The 16,505-nt window shown below is 59.0% G+C and carries 17 protein-coding genes; 9 read left to right on the top strand and 8 right to left on the bottom strand.

The genetic code is table 11. From position 1 onward, the window contains the following. The first annotated feature begins 45 nt into the window (after window positions 1-45). The 6 genes from paaK to paaE all read left to right on the top strand — a co-directional run bounded on the left by paaK (window position 46) and on the right by paaE (window position 5,541). The gene (paaK, locus tag LG290_RS15265) at window positions 46-1,359 is read left to right on the top strand and encodes a phenylacetate--CoA ligase PaaK (RefSeq protein ID WP_499835517.1); all 1,314 of its coding nucleotides are present in this window, start codon (window positions 46-48) and stop codon (window positions 1,357-1,359) included. 307 nt (window positions 1,360-1,666) lie between these two features. Further along, window positions 1,667-2,653, top strand: a complete 987-nt coding sequence (gene paaA / locus LG290_RS15270; protein WP_499835518.1) for a 1,2-phenylacetyl-CoA epoxidase subunit PaaA — start codon at window positions 1,667-1,669, stop codon at window positions 2,651-2,653. A gap of 105 nt (window positions 2,654-2,758) precedes the next feature. Beyond that, entirely contained in the window at window positions 2,759-3,040 is a 282-nt protein-coding gene (gene paaB, locus LG290_RS15275) for a 1,2-phenylacetyl-CoA epoxidase subunit PaaB (RefSeq protein ID WP_160418249.1), read from the top strand. Window positions 3,041-3,051: 11 nt separating this feature from the next. Further along, window positions 3,052-3,831 carry a 1,2-phenylacetyl-CoA epoxidase subunit PaaC gene (gene paaC, locus LG290_RS15280; RefSeq protein ID WP_499835519.1) on the top strand — a complete coding sequence of 260 codons (780 nt, stop codon included), beginning with the start codon at window positions 3,052-3,054 and terminating at the stop codon, window positions 3,829-3,831. Beyond that, window positions 3,815-4,399, top strand: a complete 585-nt coding sequence (gene paaD / locus LG290_RS15285) for a 1,2-phenylacetyl-CoA epoxidase subunit PaaD (protein ID WP_499835520.1) — start codon at window positions 3,815-3,817, stop codon at window positions 4,397-4,399. The genes paaC and paaD overlap by 17 nt, the downstream gene beginning before the upstream one ends. Before the next feature lie 62 nt (window positions 4,400-4,461). Further along, window positions 4,462-5,541: a 1,2-phenylacetyl-CoA epoxidase subunit PaaE gene (gene paaE, locus LG290_RS15290; protein WP_499835521.1), complete on the top strand. Its 1,080-nt coding sequence runs from the start codon at window positions 4,462-4,464 to the stop codon at window positions 5,539-5,541. 114 nt (window positions 5,542-5,655) lie between these two features. Here the strand turns inward: paaE and LG290_RS15295 are convergent, their stop codons facing one another. The 8 genes from LG290_RS15295 to LG290_RS15330 all read right to left on the bottom strand — a co-directional run bounded on the left by LG290_RS15295 (window position 5,656) and on the right by LG290_RS15330 (window position 13,181). Continuing rightward, a complete protein-coding gene (locus tag LG290_RS15295; RefSeq protein ID WP_499835522.1) occupies window positions 5,656-6,042 on the bottom strand; it encodes a hypothetical protein in 387 nt (128 codons plus the stop codon). A gap of 247 nt (window positions 6,043-6,289) precedes the next feature. Continuing rightward, window positions 6,290-7,585: a TRAP transporter large permease gene (locus LG290_RS15300; RefSeq protein WP_499835523.1), complete on the bottom strand. Its 1,296-nt coding sequence runs from the start codon at window positions 7,583-7,585 to the stop codon at window positions 6,290-6,292. After that, entirely contained in the window at window positions 7,578-8,150 is a 573-nt protein-coding gene (locus LG290_RS15305; RefSeq protein WP_499835524.1) for a TRAP transporter small permease, read from the bottom strand. The genes LG290_RS15300 and LG290_RS15305 overlap by 8 nt, the downstream gene beginning before the upstream one ends. Window positions 8,151-8,177: 27 nt before the next feature. Continuing rightward, window positions 8,178-9,230, bottom strand: a complete 1,053-nt coding sequence (locus LG290_RS15310) for a TRAP transporter substrate-binding protein (protein ID WP_499835525.1) — start codon at window positions 9,228-9,230, stop codon at window positions 8,178-8,180. A 449-nt stretch (window positions 9,231-9,679) separates the two neighbouring features. After that, window positions 9,680-10,228, bottom strand: a complete 549-nt coding sequence (locus LG290_RS15315; protein ID WP_499835526.1) for a MarR family winged helix-turn-helix transcriptional regulator — start codon at window positions 10,226-10,228, stop codon at window positions 9,680-9,682. Window positions 10,229-10,240: 12 nt separating this feature from the next. Beyond that, complete coding sequence (locus LG290_RS15320; protein WP_499835523.1) at window positions 10,241-11,536, bottom strand: TRAP transporter large permease; 1,296 nt, start codon at window positions 11,534-11,536, stop codon at window positions 10,241-10,243. Beyond that, window positions 11,529-12,101, bottom strand: a complete 573-nt coding sequence (locus LG290_RS15325) for a TRAP transporter small permease (protein ID WP_499835527.1) — start codon at window positions 12,099-12,101, stop codon at window positions 11,529-11,531. The genes LG290_RS15320 and LG290_RS15325 overlap by 8 nt, the downstream gene beginning before the upstream one ends. A 24-nt stretch (window positions 12,102-12,125) precedes the next feature. Continuing rightward, window positions 12,126-13,181 (bottom strand): TRAP transporter substrate-binding protein, encoded by a 1,056-nt coding sequence (locus LG290_RS15330; RefSeq protein ID WP_499835528.1) that lies wholly within the window; start codon window positions 13,179-13,181, stop codon window positions 12,126-12,128. A 316-nt stretch (window positions 13,182-13,497) separates the two neighbouring features. On the opposite strand from LG290_RS15330, the gene LG290_RS15335 reads away from it, so the two are divergent. The 3 genes from LG290_RS15335 (at window position 13,498) to LG290_RS15345 (ending at window position 16,493) form a co-directional block, all read left to right on the top strand. Then, window positions 13,498-14,466, top strand: a complete 969-nt coding sequence (locus tag LG290_RS15335) for an MBL fold metallo-hydrolase (RefSeq protein ID WP_499835529.1) — start codon at window positions 13,498-13,500, stop codon at window positions 14,464-14,466. Between the two features lie 106 nt (window positions 14,467-14,572). After that, entirely contained in the window at window positions 14,573-16,285 is a 1,713-nt protein-coding gene (locus LG290_RS15340; RefSeq protein ID WP_499835530.1) for an FAD-dependent oxidoreductase, read from the top strand. Beyond that, window positions 16,272-16,493, top strand: a complete 222-nt coding sequence (locus LG290_RS15345; RefSeq protein ID WP_160418269.1) for a DUF2783 domain-containing protein — start codon at window positions 16,272-16,274, stop codon at window positions 16,491-16,493. Before LG290_RS15340 ends, LG290_RS15345 begins: the two co-directional genes overlap by 14 nt. Window positions 16,494-16,505: the final 12 nt, after the last annotated feature.

Raw genomic sequence — 16,505 nt, forward strand, 5'->3', positions numbered from 1 at the left:
CTTAGCTATAAGCCTAATAACAACTTGCTTGACCGGAGACTCCTGATGAATCAGCCCGCAACGCGTATCGATACCGCGACTCTCGACCCCCTGGAAACCGCCAGCGTCGACGAGCTGCGCGCCACTCAGGTCAAGCGCCTGAAGTGGAGCTTGAAGCACGCCTACGAAAACGTGCCGTTCTACCGTCAGTCCTTCGACAAGGCGGGGGTGCACCCCAATGACATCCAGACGCTTGCGGATATCGCCAAACTGCCTTTCACCACCAAGGCAGACCTGCGCGCCAATTACCCCTACGGCATGTTTGCCACACCAATGAGTGAAATCGTGCGGATCCATGCGTCCAGTGGCACCACCGGGCAACCCACCGTGGTCGGCTACACTCAGAACGACATCAATGTGTGGTCCGATGTGGTGGCGCGCTCGATCCGTGCCGCCGGCGGTAGCCGCAACGACAAGGTCCACGTGGCGTATGGCTACGGCCTGTTCACCGGCGGGCTGGGTGCCCATTACGGTGCCGAGCGCCTGGGCTGCGCGGTAATCCCCATGTCCGGCGGCCAGACCGAGAAACAGGTCCAGCTAATCCGGGATTTCGAGCCGGACATCATCATGGTCACCCCCTCCTACATGCTTAACATTGCTGACGAAATGGAGCGTCAAGGCATCGATCCGCACACGCTGCCGCTGCGTACAGGCATCTTCGGTGCCGAGCCCTGGACCGACAGCATGCGCACCGCCCTCGAGAAGCGTCTGGGTATCGATGCGCTGGACATCTATGGCTTGTCGGAAGTCATGGGACCCGGTGTGGGCATGGAGTGCCTGGAAACCAAGGACGGCCCGACCATCTGGGAGGACCATTTCTATCCCGAGATCATCGACCCGGTCAGCGGCGAAGTTCTGCCGGACGGCGAATACGGCGAGCTGGTGTTCACCACCCTGACCAAGGAAGGCCTGCCGGTGATTCGCTACCGCACCCGCGACCTCACCCGTTTATTACCGGGCACCGCGCGTCCCATGCGGCGCATCGACAAGATCACTGGGCGTAGTGACGACATGCTGATTATCCGCGGGGTCAATGTGTTCCCCACCCAGATCGAGGAACAGTTGCTCAAGGTCGAGTCGCTCTCGCCGCATTACGAGATCGAAGTCAGCCGCCAGGGCAACATGGACATGGTGCTGGTGCGTGTCGAGGCAAGTCACCATGACATCGCCCGCGACCCGGTGGCCTGCGAACAGGCCTCAAAACAACTCCAGCATGCGATCAAGACCTATATCGGCATCAGCACCCAGATTGAAGTCTGTGAAGTGGAAAGCGTCATGCGCTCGCTGGGCAAGGCCAAGCGCGTCAAGGATCTGCGCTGATTTAATCCTCCCGCCACTTGATGAGTCGCTCTCAGCATTCTCAGCATTGGTCCAAAGCCCCTTCGGGGGCTTTTTCATGCCCGAATAGTTAACAAATTCAGAAAAGCGACCAATATACAGAATCACTTTATTTTAAGCTCCACTCCTTTAGAGCCCGCTTATCCTGGCATGGACTCTTATCACAAAGTCTTAAAGTGACACACAAAAATACTTGTTGATAAAATATTCCGTGTCACTATACTTTGTAGAAGCACTTTACAAAAGATAAGTCACACCCCCCTGACATACCGACGCCGCGGAGGTCTCTATGTACGCGCAGCTCGTTGAAACCGGTTCCAGCAAACTCAAGACACTTGACGAGATGAGCCCCGAGGAACGCCAGTTCCAGGAGCGCATCAATGATGAAATCAAGATAGAACCCAAGAATTGGATGCCGGACGCCTATCGCAAGACATTGATCCGTCAGATCTCCCAACACGCTCACTCTGAGATCGTCGGGATGCTGCCGGAAGGTAACTGGCTGACGCGTGCGCCGACCCTCAAGCGTAAGCTGCAGCTGATGGCCAAGATTCAGGATGAAGCGGGACACGGCCTGTACCTTTACAGCGCCATGGAAACCCTGGGCGCCGACCGCGACGAGGAAATCGACAAGCTCCACGACGGCCGTGCCAAGTATTCCAGCATCTTCAACTACCCCACGCTCAACTGGGCCGACATGGGCACTGTCGGCTGGCTGGTCGACGGTGCCGCCATCGTCAACCAGGTACCGCTGCAGCGCACCTCTTACGGCCCCTATTCACGCGCCATGATCCGTGTATGCAAGGAAGAGAGTTTCCACCAGCGCCAGGGGTATCAGATCCTGCTGACCATGATGCAGGAGGGCACCGACGACCAGAAAGCCATGGTGCAGGACTCCATCAACCGCATGTGGTGGCCGGCCTTGATGATGTTCGGTCCGTCCGACGACAACTCGCCCAACAGTGCCCAGTCGATGGCCTGGAAGATCAAGCGCCACAGCAACGATGAGCTGCGTCAGCGTTTTCTCGACCAGACCGTCCCGCAACTCGCACTACTGGGCTGCACCGCACCGGACCCTGACCTCAAATATAACGAGGAAACCGGTCACTACGAGTTCGGTGAAATCGATTGGCAGGAATTCTTCGACGTGGTCAAGGGCAACGGCCCCTGCAACCGCGAGCGCATCGAAGCACGTCGCAGCGCCATCGATAACGGTGCCTGGGTGCGTGAAGCCGCCGTGGCTCACGCCGCCAAGCGTCAAAGCCGGGCCGCCTGATCGCAACACCCCGAGCTTTTAAAACCTAAGTTTTTAAAAACAGTTCTTTTAAAACAATAGGGAGTCCCGTAGCACGGGGCTCCTCTGACCACCGAGGTTTTCCCCATGGCTGACTGGCCCCTCTTCGAAGTTTTCGTACGCAGCAAGCACGGCCTGAATCACAAGCACGTCGGCAGCGTGCATGCCGCCGACCGTCGCATGGCCATCGAAAACGCCCGCGAGCTTTATACCCGTCGTAATGAAGGAGTGAGTATCTGGATCATCCCGGCCAGCGAAATCACCGCTTCTTCTCCCGACGAGAAAGAGCCGCTGTTCGACCCGTCCAACGACAAGGTCTATCGCCACGCATCCTTCTACAAACTGCCGAAAGAAGTCGGCCACATGTAAGGGAGGCTGTGATGCATAACGTAGCTCAAAAGACACAAACACCGTTGATCGCTTACCTGCTGCGCCTCGGCGACAGCGCTTTGGTACTCGGACAACGTAGCGCGCAATTATGTGGCAAGGCCCCGGCGCTGGAAGAAGAAATGGCCTTGATGAACGTGGGTCTCGACCTCTTTGGTCAGGCGCGCAACTGGCTGACCTACGCCGCGGAACTGGAAGGTGAAGGTCATGATGCCGATCACCTGGCATTTCGTCGCGACGCTCAGGATTTTCGTAACCTCCTGATCGTCGAGCAGCCCAACGGCGACTTCGCCGATACCATGGGACGTCAGTTCCTATTCGACGCATGGCACGTTCACCTGCTTGACGGCCTGACCCAGTCCAGCGACCCCCGCATCGCCGAAGTGGCCGCCAAGTCGCTCAAGGAAGCGACGTATCATCTGCGCCGCTCCTCCGAGTGGGTCATGCGCCTGGGCGACGGCACCGAAGAAAGCCATACCCGCATGCAGCGTGCCCTGGATAACCTCTGGCGCTTCACCGGCGAGCTGATCCAGTTCGACGAGATCGATCAGGCCATGTTCGAGGCCGGTATCGCGCCTGACCCGGAAATCCTTGCCACTCGCTGGAAAGCGACCGTGGAAGAGGTGCTCGAGGAAGCCACCCTGGTGCGCCCCTCCTACGACACTTGGATGTATACCGGCGGCAAAGTCGGTCATCACACCGAGCACCTGGGCTTTCTACTGGCGGAAATGCAATATCTGCCGAGGACGTATCCCGATGCTACCGTCTGGTAACCATCCGTCGAAGCCGGTCGATGACTGGCCTTCCAGCGACTTGATCGGCAGCGATCGCAGCGGACTGCCGCACGCCGGCGATGAAGGCGATATCGACGCCGTGCGGGCGGTGCTGCAGGAAGTGCCGGACCCGGAAGTCCCGGTCGTCAGCGTGGTTGAGCTGGGCATCGTGCGCGATATCGAGTGGCTCGACGGTCGGCTGGTGGTCAGCGTGACCCCGACCTACTCCGGCTGCCCGGCAACCGAGGTCATCGAGCAGCATATCCATGAAGCGCTAGTGGCCGCGGGCTACCCGGACCCTTTGATCCAGCGCCGCCTGTCCCCCGCCTGGACCACCGACTGGCTGACCGAGGCAGGACGCGAAAAGTTGCGCGCCTATGGCATTGCCCCCCCGGTAGGTAGCGCGAGCAAACACAGCCTGGTCGGTCAAGCCGACCCGGTAGTGCCCTGCCCTTTATGCGGTAGTGAAGCGACCGAACGCGTCAGCGAATTCGGCTCCACGGCTTGCAAGGCGCTCTACCGCTGCCGTGACTGCCTAGAGCCTTTCGACTATTTCAAGTGCCTGTGAGGCTTCAAGTGCCTTTTTTCAAGTACTTATGAAGCGCACAACGATTGACGAGACCATTCCCTATGAGCCGATTTCACGCCTTGACCGTCAAGGATATTCGCAAGGAAACCCATGATGCCGTTTCCATTGCCTTCGACATTCCCGACGACCTGCTGGACGCCTTTCGCTTCACTCAAGGGCAATACCTGACGCTGCGCCGCGACATCGAAGGCGAGGATATTCGCCGTTCCTACTCGATCTGCACCGGCGTCCACGAGCATGAGCTAAGAGTCGCCGTCAAACTGGTGCCGGGAGGTAGCTTTTCCACCTTTGCCAACCAGGAATTGAAAGCCGGCGACACCCTGGAAGTGATGCCGCCTCAGGGCAAGTTCTTCGTGCCTCTCGACCCCAGCCGTGAAGGGCATTATCTGGCAGTGACCGCCGGCAGTGGCATCACACCGATCATGTCGATCGTGTCCACCACTCTGGAAACCGAGCCGAAAAGCCGTTTCACCGTCATCTATGGCAACCGTTCCACCACGGGTACGCTGTTCCGCGAGCGCCTGCAGGATCTCAAGGATCGTTACCTGGAACGCCTCAATATCATTTACGTGTTCAGCCGCGAACAACAGGAAATCGACCTTTACAACGGTCGCATCGATGCCGACAAGTGCAACGCTCTGTTCGATCGCTGGGTGGAAGTGCCCAAGCTCGACGCCGCCTTCCTTTGCGGGCCTCAGGAAATGACCGAAACAGTGCGTGACGTGCTGACCAACCACGGCCTGCCCAAGGAAAAGGTGTATTTCGAGCTGTTCAATACCAACCTGCCACGCACGGAGGCCAAACGCCGCCAGGCAACCAAGGTGGGTCAGGTGGAAGCCGAAACCTCGCACATCAAGGTAATCATCGACGGCCGTACCATTGAATATGACCTGCCCCGCAATACCCAGAGCATTCTGGATGCGGGTAACGAGCACGGCGCGGATATTCCCTTCTCGTGCAAGGCCGGCGTCTGCTCCACCTGCCTGGCCAAGGTGGAAGAAGGGGAAGTCGAGATGGATGCTAACTTTGCTCTCGAAGACTACGAGATCGAAGCCGGCATGGTATTGAGCTGCCAGTGCTTTCCTTTAAGCAAGCACGTTACTCTCAACTATGATCATTAAAGACGTATCATTAAAGACGGATCACTAAACACGACACCGCCGGCCTCCAAGGAGAGCAGGCGGTGTCGTTTATCTGCCGAAAATGCTCGGTAGACTCTGTCTTCGGTGCGTTTTTCATTGCTGAGGGCCCTGCTCCCCCGTGAAATAAGGCGTGTTGGGACAGAACTCGCGGCTGGTCTCAGCATCAGCGCCTGCCCGCATGGCGGTCCAGCAACGGCCCTTGACCGTACATTCCTCACAGCGAACTTCCAGCGTTTCTTGCACGTCAGCCAACGCTTGGGCGCTCACACCGAAGGTCTTCAGCATGGCCGGCATCATCACTTGCGAGGAAGCAAAATCGGCCACTCGTTTGTCGTCCAGCGATCGAGCCACGGCACGCTCCATCGGTGGGCTAAGCGGCGCTTCAAGGTCGCTGGCCAGCGTCTCGAGTGCCTCCGGGGCATGCCGACGCAGTTCCCGTACCACGCGTTCCCCCTGAATATAGTCTTCAAAGCGTTCCATATAACCTCCCGAGGCCAACTATCGCCAACCCGACGGGTTGCACTAACGATGTGGTGGTTCTCAAAAGGTAGCCCAGGGTCATGGGCGTGTTTTTGACCTCGATCAAATCAGCATCAAAAAAGACACACAAAAATTAAAAAATTAATTTTATCCGTATCGCTTTAAGAGGCTTTATTTGGATGACTTCCAGAAAAACAAAAGGGCCGGGCATAGCCCGACCCTTACGCTGAGATTATTCAGATATCGATCAATAGAGCAGTTGTGGCAGGAACAGCACGATGCCCGGAAACACCAGTACCAGGATGGCGCGTAGCGTACCGGCCACCCAGAAAGGTGTCACGCCGCGGAAGATCGTCCCGGTGCTCACGTCCGGCAGCACCGCCCGCAGCACGAAGACGTTCATCCCCACCGGCGGCGTGATCAGGCTGATCTCGATCACGATCACCACCAGAATGCCGAACCACACCAGGTCGTAACCCAGCCCCGCCACCACCGGAAAGAACACCGGCACGGTGAGCAGTAGCATCGACATGCTTTCGAACACGCAGCCCAGCACCACGTAGATCGCCAGAATCACCAGGATCACCACGAAGGGCGCCACATTGAGGCCGTTGACCAAGGCCAGCAGGTCGTTGGGCAAGCCCGCCCGGTTGATGAAGTTGGCGAAGATCAGGGCGGTGAGCACCACGGCAAACAGCATGGCGGTGGTGCGCACCGTGTCCATCAGCACATTCATCAGCACCCGGGGCGTCAGGGCACGCTTGAGCAGGGCAATGATGAAGGCACCCATCGCCCCGATGCCCGCGGCTTCGGTGGGCGTGAATATCCCCATATAGATACCGCCGATCACCAGCACGAACAGCGCCAGGGTGCTGCCCACGTCCTTGAGGGCCAAGAGGCGCTCGCCCCAGGGCACTTTCTCGGCCGCCGGGCCCGCCTCGGGGTCGCGCCACAGCACCCATTTCACCGCGCCGAGGTACATCACGATGCCCAGTATCCCGGGAATGAAGCCGGCCGCGAACAGCTCGCGGATACTGGTCTCGGTGATGATGCCGTAGATCACCAGCATCACGCTGGGGGGAATCAGGATGCCCAGGGTGCCGCCCGCGGCAATCGAGGCGGCGGCCAGGGAGTCCTTGTAGCCGTACTTGCGCATCTGCGGCATGGCCACACGCCCCATGGTGGCGCAGGTCGCCAGGCTCGACCCACAGATGGCGCTGAAGCCGCCGCAGGCGACGATGGTGGCCATGGCCTGGCCGCCCTTGCGGTGGCCGAGAAAGCCGTTGGAGGCCCGGAACAGCGCATCCGAAAGCCCGGCATGCGAGACCAGGTTGCCCATCAGGATGAACAGCGGAATCACCGACAGGCCGTAGCTCATGGCGGTGTCCACCACCCGGCGCGAGGCCATGGCTTCGGCCGCGCCCCAGTTGCCGGTCAGGTAATAGAAGCCCACGAATCCCACGATGCCCATGGCGAAAGCCAGCGGGAGGCGCAGGAACACCAGAATCAACAGGGCACCAAACCCATACAGTGCTTCAATCATGCGTGTCTCCCTGCTGTTTGTCGGTGTTCGGCTTGGCCGCCGGGCTGACCGGGCCGCCGCATTCGACCACCCCGACCCCTTCGAGCAGGTAGCCAATCGCCCGCCCCAGGGTCAGCAGCGCGGACAGGAATAGCATCAGGGAGATCAGGTAAATCAGGTAGCCGTTGGGAATGCGCAGGAACTCGGTCACGTCGCCCCAGGCGAAGGCCCGCTCGCCCAGGGACCAGACACGGCCGGCAATCACCCACAGCGCCAGGGCGACTACCAGGTTGACGATCAATTGGCGCAGCCAGATAAAGCGTGCCGGAAACACCGCGTCCAGCAGGTCGACGCTGATGTGCTCTTCCCGCCAGCAGGCCACCGGCAATGACAGGAACACCACCGCCGCCAGCATCTGCTGGGTGAGTTCGACGGTGCCCAGGATGGGGGCATTGAAGAAATAACGGCCGACGACATCAGCGGTGGTCAGCAGCATCAAGGCAAAGAGGGTGGCGCCTGCCACCCCCTCCAGTCCCAGCTGCATGACCTTACCGACGTTCGACCAGCGACTCGTCAGGGTCTGCATTATCGCCCTCCAGGTGGCGAAGGCTAATTACGACTGCGGCACCAGGGGTGCAACGCTGTCTTGTTCGGCAGCCTCTTCGAGCTTTAGATGGAAGTAATCCAGTGCGGCATCGGCATCCACACCGCGCTCACTGACATTTTCGGACCAGGTTTCTATCAGGTCATTACTGATACCGCGTAGCGTATCGAGGTCTTCTTCACCCAGGGAAGTAAAGGTATGACCCATTTCCTCGGCAAACTCGACACCGCGCTTGTCGGACACATCCATCATGTAACCGAACAGACGTGACAGACGCTCACCCGAGACGTCCTGGACGGCTTCGCGGTCTTCCTCGGACATCTGGTCCCAGATCATCGGGTTGACCACGATGGTGAAGCTGCCGCGATAGAAGCCGCCATCGACCATCAGCGTATGGGGAAAGACTTCCGCCACGCGGAAGCTACGCAGGCCTTCCGGCACCAGCATGGCCCCGTCGATGACCCCTTGAGAACCGGCTTCGTAGACACCGGTCGGCGGCAAGGCCACACCGGTCAGGCCGAGTGCGTTGGAGAGGTCTCCCATGACACCGCCGCCTACGCGAATGCGCTCGCCTTCGAGATCCTCAAGCGTCTCATACAGCTCGCTGCTGAAGATCCAGCCCGGCCCATGGACGCCGGCAGCCACGACATCCACACCGCGGTGTTCATTAGCTTCAGCCAGGTATTCCTGGTGAGTGTTCCAATACGCAGCGGAGGCATTCTCCGAGGAGAATTCTTCGAACGTCGGGAATTCAGGCAGCTGGGTCGCCAGGAAGCGGCCTGCGTTGTAGCCATGAAATACCCAGGTCGCATCGGCGATGCCATCGGCGACCATTTCCATTTGCGAGGCTGGCGGCCCCAGGTCATGGATGACCTCGACGGTGACACGGCCATCGGTGGCTTCTTCGATCCAGCCCTTCCAGGTCGGCCAGACCATGGAGTTGATACCGTGATTAGGACCCGCCCAGGTGCTTACCGTAATGGTGGTCTGGGCCAAGGCGGATGTGCTCAGTGTGGCGGCCGCCAAGGCACCGATCATCAGGCTTAATCTGGTCTTTTTCATTGTGCTCATTTCCTTACCTCCGTCGTCACGAACGGGTGACGACCTGGTTGCTGTTATTGTGTGGAAAGGTCGTTCGTTGGATGGTGGTAGCTAAATCGTGCTCGAATGCAGCTTTCATATAGCACGTCTAATCTCAAAAAATGTGATACAGCAATTATTCCAGATTAGAAATAAAAGAAACACATTCATATATACAATGCCTGCAAGACGGTTGTAAACGCAACGATTTATGTGGCTTTGGGCAGTAATACTTAAGTAGCATTATTTTCAATTCTTTGAATTTATTATATTTTTATAACAATAACTGTACTGAGCCGATGGAATGAGAATAGAACAGGAAAAGCCTTCTTCCTGTTACACTAATTACTTCATTACAGTCGATAAACATGTTTAAAGCCAGGGCTGCTTTCTCAAGGGCCCCTCTCAAGTGCATTTCTCAAGGGCCTTGATCAAGAAGACGGCCCCAGGCGTTCAAGTTGGCGCTCCAGCTTGCCCATGGTGTGGAGCAGGTCGCGATACTCGCCTACCGACAACGTCTCGACCAACTCCGCCTCCCAGGCCTGGGCCTCGGGAATCAACTCGGCGAGCAGAGACTCCCCAGCGGCGGTGAGATGCAGATCATGCAGCCGCTGATCCCGGGCTGACGGCGTGCGGGTAATCAGCCCACGGTCCTCCAGCGCCTGCACCGCCCGCGAAACGCGCGCCTTGTCCATGTTGGTGTAGTTGCACACCTTCTTCGCCGTCAGCTCATCGCAATGGCTAAGCCAGGCCAACACCCGCCACTGAGCCACATTGAGTGCAAAGCGCTCCTGATACATCCGCGCCAGTTCGTCGCTGATGCGGTCGGCCAGGCGGTTGAGCCGATAAGGTAGGAACTGGTTGAGGTCCAATTCGGCCTTAGTACGCAATTCCTCAGCGGAAGAAGAGTTTCGTGACCCTTCTTCGCCACCCAAAGGCTTGTGGTTAGCGTCCATCAAAGTCATTTCCCTATCGGTCATGTAACACTGCCGTCAATAGAGCAGTTGTGGCAGGAACAGCACGATGCCCGGAAACACCAGTACCAGGATGGCGCGTAGCGTACCGGCCACCCAGAAAGGTGTCACGCCGCGGAAGATCGTCCCGGTGCTCACGTCCGGCAGCACCGCCCGCAGCACGAAGACGTTCATCCCCACCGGCGGCGTGATCAGGCTGATCTCGATCACGATCACCACCAGAATGCCGAACCACACCAGGTCGTAACCCAGCCCCGCCACCACCGGAAAGAACACCGGCACGGTGAGCAGTAGCATCGACATGCTTTCGAACACGCAGCCCAGCACCACGTAGATCGCCAGAATCACCAGGATCACCACGAAGGGCGCCACATTGAGGCCGTTGACCAAGGCCAGCAGGTCGTTGGGCAAGCCCGCCCGGTTGATGAAGTTGGCGAAGATCAGGGCGGTGAGCACCACGGCAAACAGCATGGCGGTGGTGCGCACCGTGTCCATCAGCACATTCATCAGCACCCGGGGCGTCAGGGCACGCTTGAGCAGGGCAATGATGAAGGCACCCATCGCCCCGATGCCCGCGGCTTCGGTGGGCGTGAATATCCCCATATAGATACCGCCGATCACCAGCACGAACAGCGCCAGGGTGCTGCCCACGTCCTTGAGGGCCAAGAGGCGCTCGCCCCAGGGCACTTTCTCGGCCGCCGGGCCCGCCTCGGGGTCGCGCCACAGCACCCATTTCACCGCGCCGAGGTACATCACGATGCCCAGTATCCCGGGAATGAAGCCGGCCGCGAACAGCTCGCGGATACTGGTCTCGGTGATGATGCCGTAGATCACCAGCATCACGCTGGGGGGAATCAGGATGCCCAGGGTGCCGCCCGCGGCAATCGAGGCGGCGGCCAGGGAGTCCTTGTAGCCGTACTTGCGCATCTGCGGCATGGCCACACGCCCCATGGTGGCGCAGGTCGCCAGGCTCGACCCACAGATGGCGCTGAAGCCGCCGCAGGCGACGATGGTGGCCATGGCCTGGCCGCCCTTGCGGTGGCCGAGAAAGCCGTTGGAGGCCCGGAACAGCGCATCCGAAAGCCCGGCATGCGAGACCAGGTTGCCCATCAGGATGAACAGCGGAATCACCGACAGGCCGTAGCTCATGGCGGTGTCCACCACCCGGCGCGAGGCCATGGCTTCGGCCGCGCCCCAGTTGCCGGTCAGGTAATAGAAGCCCACGAATCCCACGATGCCCATGGCGAAAGCCAGCGGGAGGCGCAGGAACACCAGAATCAACAGGGCACCAAACCCATACAGTGCTTCAATCATGCGTGTCTCCCTGCTGTTTGTCGGTGTTCGGCTTGGCCGCCGGGCTGACCGGGCCGCCGCATTCGACCACCCCGACCCCTTCGAGCAGGTAGCCAATCGCCCGCCCCAGGGTCAGCAGCGCGGACAGGAATAGCATCAGGGAGATCAGGTAAATCAGGTAGCCGTTGGGAATGCGCAGGAACTCGGTCACGTCGCCCCAGGCGAAAGCCCGCTCGGCCAGGGACCAGACGCGGTCCGCGATTACCCACAGCGCCAGGGCAACCACCAGGTTGACGATCAATTGGCGCAGCCAGATAAAGCGCGCCGGAAACACCGCGTCCAGCAGGTCAACGCTGATGTGCTCTTCCCGCCAGCAGGCCACCGGCAATGACAGGAACACCACCGCCGCCAGCATCTGCTGGGTGAGTTCGACGGTGCCCAGGATGGGGGCATTGAAGAAATAACGGCCGACGACATCAGCGGTGGTCAGCAGCATCAAGGCAAAGAGGGTGGCGCCTGCCACCCCCTCCAGTCCCAGCTGCATGACCTTACCGACGTTCGACCAGCGACTCGTCAGGGTCTGCATTATCTAGTCTCCCGGGACCGGTACTTAATGTTCCACGACGCGCGGTGCGATGCTGTCCTGCTCGGCGGCAACGTCCAGCTGATCATAGAAATATGCCAACGCCTCTTCTGCGTTGACACCACGTTCGCTGACGGACTCGGACCAGTCGGCAATCAATCGATCAGTAATCTCACGCAACGCTTCGACATCGCTTTCCGGTATCGGCGTGAAGGTCTGCCCTTCCGCTTTGCCAAACTCGACACCGCGCTCGTCGGACACATCCATCATGTAGCCGAACAGACGTGACAGACGCTCACCCGAGACGTCCTGGACGGCCACACGGTCTTCCTCGGACATCTGGTCCCAGATCATCGGGTTGACCACGATGGCGAAGCTGCCGCGGTAAAAACCTCCATCCACGGTCAGGGTATGCGGCGCCACTTCAGCCACACGGAAGCTTTTCAGGCTTTCCAACGTCAGCATGGCGCCATCAACCACGCCTTGAGAAGCTGCTTCATAGACGCCGGTCGGCGGCAGAGCAACACCGATCACGTCCATTGCCTCGGCGAGACCGCTCATCACACCACCCCCGACACGCAGGCGTTTGCCGGCCAGACCGTCGAGGTTCTCGACCTTGTCGCGAGTGAAGATTTGCCCTGGACCATGTACCCCCATCGCCATGACATCGATGCCACGATGCTCACCGGCCTGGGCCAGATGCTCTTGGTGGGTATGCCAATAGGCGGCAGAGGCATCTTCGGAGGAGAATTCTTCGAACGTCGGGAATTCAGGTAGCTGGGTGGCCAGGAAGCGACCCGCCATATGCGCATGAAAGATCCAGCTGGCATCCGCGACACCATCCGCTACCAAGGCCATTTGCGACGCCGGCGGCCCCAGGTCGTGGATGACTTCGACGGTCACGCGGTCATCGGTCGCTTCTTCGATCCAGGCTTTCCAGGTCGGCCAGACCATGGTGTTGACTCCATGGTTGGGCCCTCCCCAAGTACTTACCGTAATAGTGGTCTGGGCCAAGGCTTGTGTACCGAAACTCAAGCCAACCGCTGCCACGGCGCCGATCATCAGGCGGGTTGAATTATTCATGTATGTACCTCGTCGTCACGGGTGGCGGCATTGCGCCATATTGTTGTCATCTGACGCTTTTACCATGCCGACAGATACTTTCTTTCGCAACTAATTTGCAAAAAAGCACTATTATACTTATGTCTTAAAAAATAGAAAATCCATGATTAATAAGCTTTTTTAGGGCAAATTGCCTAGCTAGCTAACGAATTATATCGCTGGATCACTGGACACATAGTTTCATTGGAAACTATGATCGAGCGACATCCTCATGCCACGGGCAAGCCCCGCCGGGAACATTGCCTGAGCATGATGCCCTGACGATATTGGAGGAACCATGAGCAAGAAATTCGCATCCCACGCCGATACAGAAGAAAAGAACATCAGTTTTACCAAGCTGGCCGACGGTCTCTACGCCTACACGGCCGAAGGTGACCCCAACAGCGGCATCATCATTGGCGATGACAGCGTGATGGTCATCGACACCCAGGCCACACCGATCATGGCGCAGGATGTGATCCGCCGCATTCGTGAAGTCACCGACTTGCCGATCAAGCATGTGCTGATGACCCACTACCATGCGGTACGCGTACTGGGTGCCTCGGCGTATAACGCTGAAAACATCTATGCCAGCCAGAACACTTACGACCTGATTGTCGAACGCGGCCAGCAGGATTACGAATCCGAAGTCGGTCGTTTCCCGCGCCTGTTCCAGGGCGTCGAATCGGTACCCGGCCTGACCTGGCCCAACATTGTCTTCCAGGAAGAACTCACCGTCTTCATGGGCAAGCGCGAAGTGCGCATCATCCATCTGGGTCGCGGCCACACCAAGGGCGACACCATCGTCTGGTTGCCTGAAGAAAAAATCATGTTCGCCGGTGATCTGGTCGAATACGGCGCCACGCCCTATACCGGTGATGCCTATCACGAAGACTGGCCTGCCACGCTGGATCGTCTGCAAGCCATGCAGCCGCAGAAGCTGGTGCCCGGCCGCGGCGATGCCCTGGAAACCCCGGAAAAATGTCAGGAAGCGATTCAAGGCACACGCAACTTCCTGGCCGACATGTATGAAAGCGTCAAGGCGGGCAAGGCAGCCGGCAAGCCCCTTTCCGAGTGCTATGCCGAGACTTACGCCAAGCTCAAGCCCAAGTACGGCCACTGGGTCATCTTCGATCACTGCCTACCGTTCGATGTGACGCGCTGTTATGACGAAGCCGGCGGCGAGCATCCGGACCCACGCATCTGGACTGCAGAGCGCGACACTGAAATGTGGCATTCGCTGCAGGAAGTTCTCGAGAAACAGTAATCGAAGGCCAGTAATCAAAAAGCTTAACAACCGTTAGCTTCCCGGTTAGCCGGGATCAAGACGCATCGCTGGGCTTTGTGCCACGGCGATGCCATGGGAGAGTTACATGATTACAACCTACAAAAATCCCGTCTATCCCTACCATCGCCCGCCGGAACTGGATCGCAGCAATGTTCGCCATTGCCCGGTGGTTATCGTCGGCGCCGGCCCCAGCGGCCTGGCTGTCGCCATTGACTTGGCCCAGCAGGGTATCGATAGCGTCGTGCTGGATGACAACAACACCGTGAGCGTGGGTTCAAGGGCGATCTGTTTTTCCAAGCGCACCCTGGAAATCCTCGACCGCCTGGGCGCCGCTCAGCCGATGCTGGACAAGGGCGTCACCTGGCAACACGGTCGGGTATTTTTCCAGGAGCGTGAAGTCTATGACTTCAACCTGCTGCCCGAAGAAGGTCACCGCGTACCGGCCTTCATCAATCTGCAGCAGTATTATTTCGAAGAATATCTGGTCGACCGGGCCGACGAACTCAGCGAGCGCATCGATCTGCGCTGGCTGCACAAGGTCACCACGGTGGACAGCCAGGCCGAACGCAGCCTCGTTTCGGTAGCCACTGAAGACGGTGACTACCAGCTGAGCTGTGACTACCTGCTGGTGGCCGACGGCGCCAACAGCAAGATTCGTGACATCCTGGGGCTGGAAAGCAAAGGCCAGGTATTCCAGGATCGCTTCCTGATCGCCGACGTGGTGATGAAAGCCGAGTTCCCGACCGAGCGCTGGTTCTGGTTCGACCCGCCCTTTCATCCCGACCAGTCGGTATTGCTGCACAAGCAGCCGGACAATGTCTGGCGTATCGATTTCCAGCTGGGCTGGGACGCCGACCCGGAAGAAGAGAAGAAGGAAGAGAATATTCGCCCCCGCGTGCAGGAGATGCTTGGCGAGGATGTCGAGTTCGATCTGGAATGGGCCAGCGTCTACACCTTCCGCTGCCGCATGATGGACAATTTCATCCACAATCGGGTGTTCTTCATGGGCGATGCCGCGCATCAAGTGTCGCCCTTCGGCGCTCGCGGTGCCAACGGCGCCCTTCAGAGCACCGACAACCTGGCGTGGAAACTCGCGCTTGTGCTCAAGGGTCAAGCGCCCCAGGCCTTGCTCGAGACTTACAACATCGAGCGCCAGCACGGGGCCAAGGAAAATATTCTCAACTCCACCCGTGCCACCGACTTCATCACGCCAAAGAGCCGTGTCAGCCGGCTGTTCCGCGATACCACCCTGGAACTGGCGGAGCATTATCCTTTCGCCCGCAGCCTGGTCAACAGCGGCCGTCTGTCATTACCCTGCCACTACGATGAGTCACCGCTCAACGGTGCTGATGATTACGGCTTTCCCGAAGCGCTGCGCCCCGGCAGCCCAGCCAAGGATGCCCCGATCAAACAGGACGGCAACGCTGCCTGGCTGCTCAATCAGCTCGGCGACCGCTTCGTGCTACTGCTTGACGGCCGCATCGAAAGCGAACGGGCGGCAACCCTGGGCGCCGAGCTCAAGGCATTGCTTGACGCTCATCCCGACTTGGATCTGGTGATCGTGGGTCCGGCCCCCGCCGAACTCAGCGAATTGCCGCGCAGTCGGGTGATCGACGATGTTCAAGGGTTGGTTCGCGAACGCTATCGTCTGGGCGGCGGCGCCGGCTATCTCGTGCGCCCCGACCAGCACGTCACTGCCCGCTGGGCCGAGGTCTCCGCCGAGGCGGTGAACAGCGCCCTTGCCCGCGCCCTGGGCGCTCATCTTGACGAAGTGGAGAAACGCTATGCCACGGCTTGAACTCAACCCCAATTTCACTCAGCCGGATGCTTTTTACGCGGCCTTGACCGCCACCCACCGCGAGCGTAGCGACGAAGAAAGCGAACGTATCAATGCGCGCTTGATCATGCTGCTGGCCAACCATGTCGGTGACCAGCAGGTACTCGAAGAAGCGCTGGGCATTGCTGAACAAGCCGTGACCACACAGCACGCTCTGCATCAAGGTTGAAAAAGAGGTTTT

Origin of the sequence: Halomonas sediminis (genome assembly GCF_044871105.1) — a bacterium.
In the GTDB taxonomy this organism is placed as follows: Bacteria; Pseudomonadota; Gammaproteobacteria; order Pseudomonadales; family Halomonadaceae; genus Vreelandella; species Vreelandella zhuhanensis.

What these genes read in the sequence shown, in the direction of transcription:
- paaK (WP_499835517.1), top strand. Translation starts at nt 46, where the DNA reads ATGAATCAGCCCGCAACGCGTATCGATACCGCGACTCTCGACCCCCTG.
- paaA (WP_499835518.1), top strand. Translation starts at nt 1,667, where the DNA reads ATGTACGCGCAGCTCGTTGAAACCGGTTCCAGCAAACTCAAGACACTT.
- paaB (WP_160418249.1), top strand. Translation starts at nt 2,759, where the DNA reads ATGGCTGACTGGCCCCTCTTCGAAGTTTTCGTACGCAGCAAGCACGGC.
- paaC (WP_499835519.1), top strand. Translation starts at nt 3,052, where the DNA reads ATGCATAACGTAGCTCAAAAGACACAAACACCGTTGATCGCTTACCTG.
- paaD (WP_499835520.1), top strand. Translation starts at nt 3,815, where the DNA reads ATGCTACCGTCTGGTAACCATCCGTCGAAGCCGGTCGATGACTGGCCT.
- paaE (WP_499835521.1), top strand. Translation starts at nt 4,462, where the DNA reads ATGAGCCGATTTCACGCCTTGACCGTCAAGGATATTCGCAAGGAAACC.
- LG290_RS15295 (WP_499835522.1), bottom strand. Translation starts at nt 6,042, where the DNA reads ATGGAACGCTTTGAAGACTATATTCAGGGGGAACGCGTGGTACGGGAA.
- LG290_RS15300 (WP_499835523.1), bottom strand. Translation starts at nt 7,585, where the DNA reads ATGATTGAAGCACTGTATGGGTTTGGTGCCCTGTTGATTCTGGTGTTC.
- LG290_RS15305 (WP_499835524.1), bottom strand. Translation starts at nt 8,150, where the DNA reads ATGCAGACCCTGACGAGTCGCTGGTCGAACGTCGGTAAGGTCATGCAG.
- LG290_RS15310 (WP_499835525.1), bottom strand. Translation starts at nt 9,230, where the DNA reads ATGAAAAAGACCAGATTAAGCCTGATGATCGGTGCCTTGGCGGCCGCC.
- LG290_RS15315 (WP_499835526.1), bottom strand. Translation starts at nt 10,228, where the DNA reads ATGACCGATAGGGAAATGACTTTGATGGACGCTAACCACAAGCCTTTG.
- LG290_RS15320 (WP_499835523.1), bottom strand. Translation starts at nt 11,536, where the DNA reads ATGATTGAAGCACTGTATGGGTTTGGTGCCCTGTTGATTCTGGTGTTC.
- LG290_RS15325 (WP_499835527.1), bottom strand. Translation starts at nt 12,101, where the DNA reads ATGCAGACCCTGACGAGTCGCTGGTCGAACGTCGGTAAGGTCATGCAG.
- LG290_RS15330 (WP_499835528.1), bottom strand. Translation starts at nt 13,181, where the DNA reads ATGAATAATTCAACCCGCCTGATGATCGGCGCCGTGGCAGCGGTTGGC.
- LG290_RS15335 (WP_499835529.1), top strand. Translation starts at nt 13,498, where the DNA reads ATGAGCAAGAAATTCGCATCCCACGCCGATACAGAAGAAAAGAACATC.
- LG290_RS15340 (WP_499835530.1), top strand. Translation starts at nt 14,573, where the DNA reads ATGATTACAACCTACAAAAATCCCGTCTATCCCTACCATCGCCCGCCG.
- LG290_RS15345 (WP_160418269.1), top strand. Translation starts at nt 16,272, where the DNA reads ATGCCACGGCTTGAACTCAACCCCAATTTCACTCAGCCGGATGCTTTT.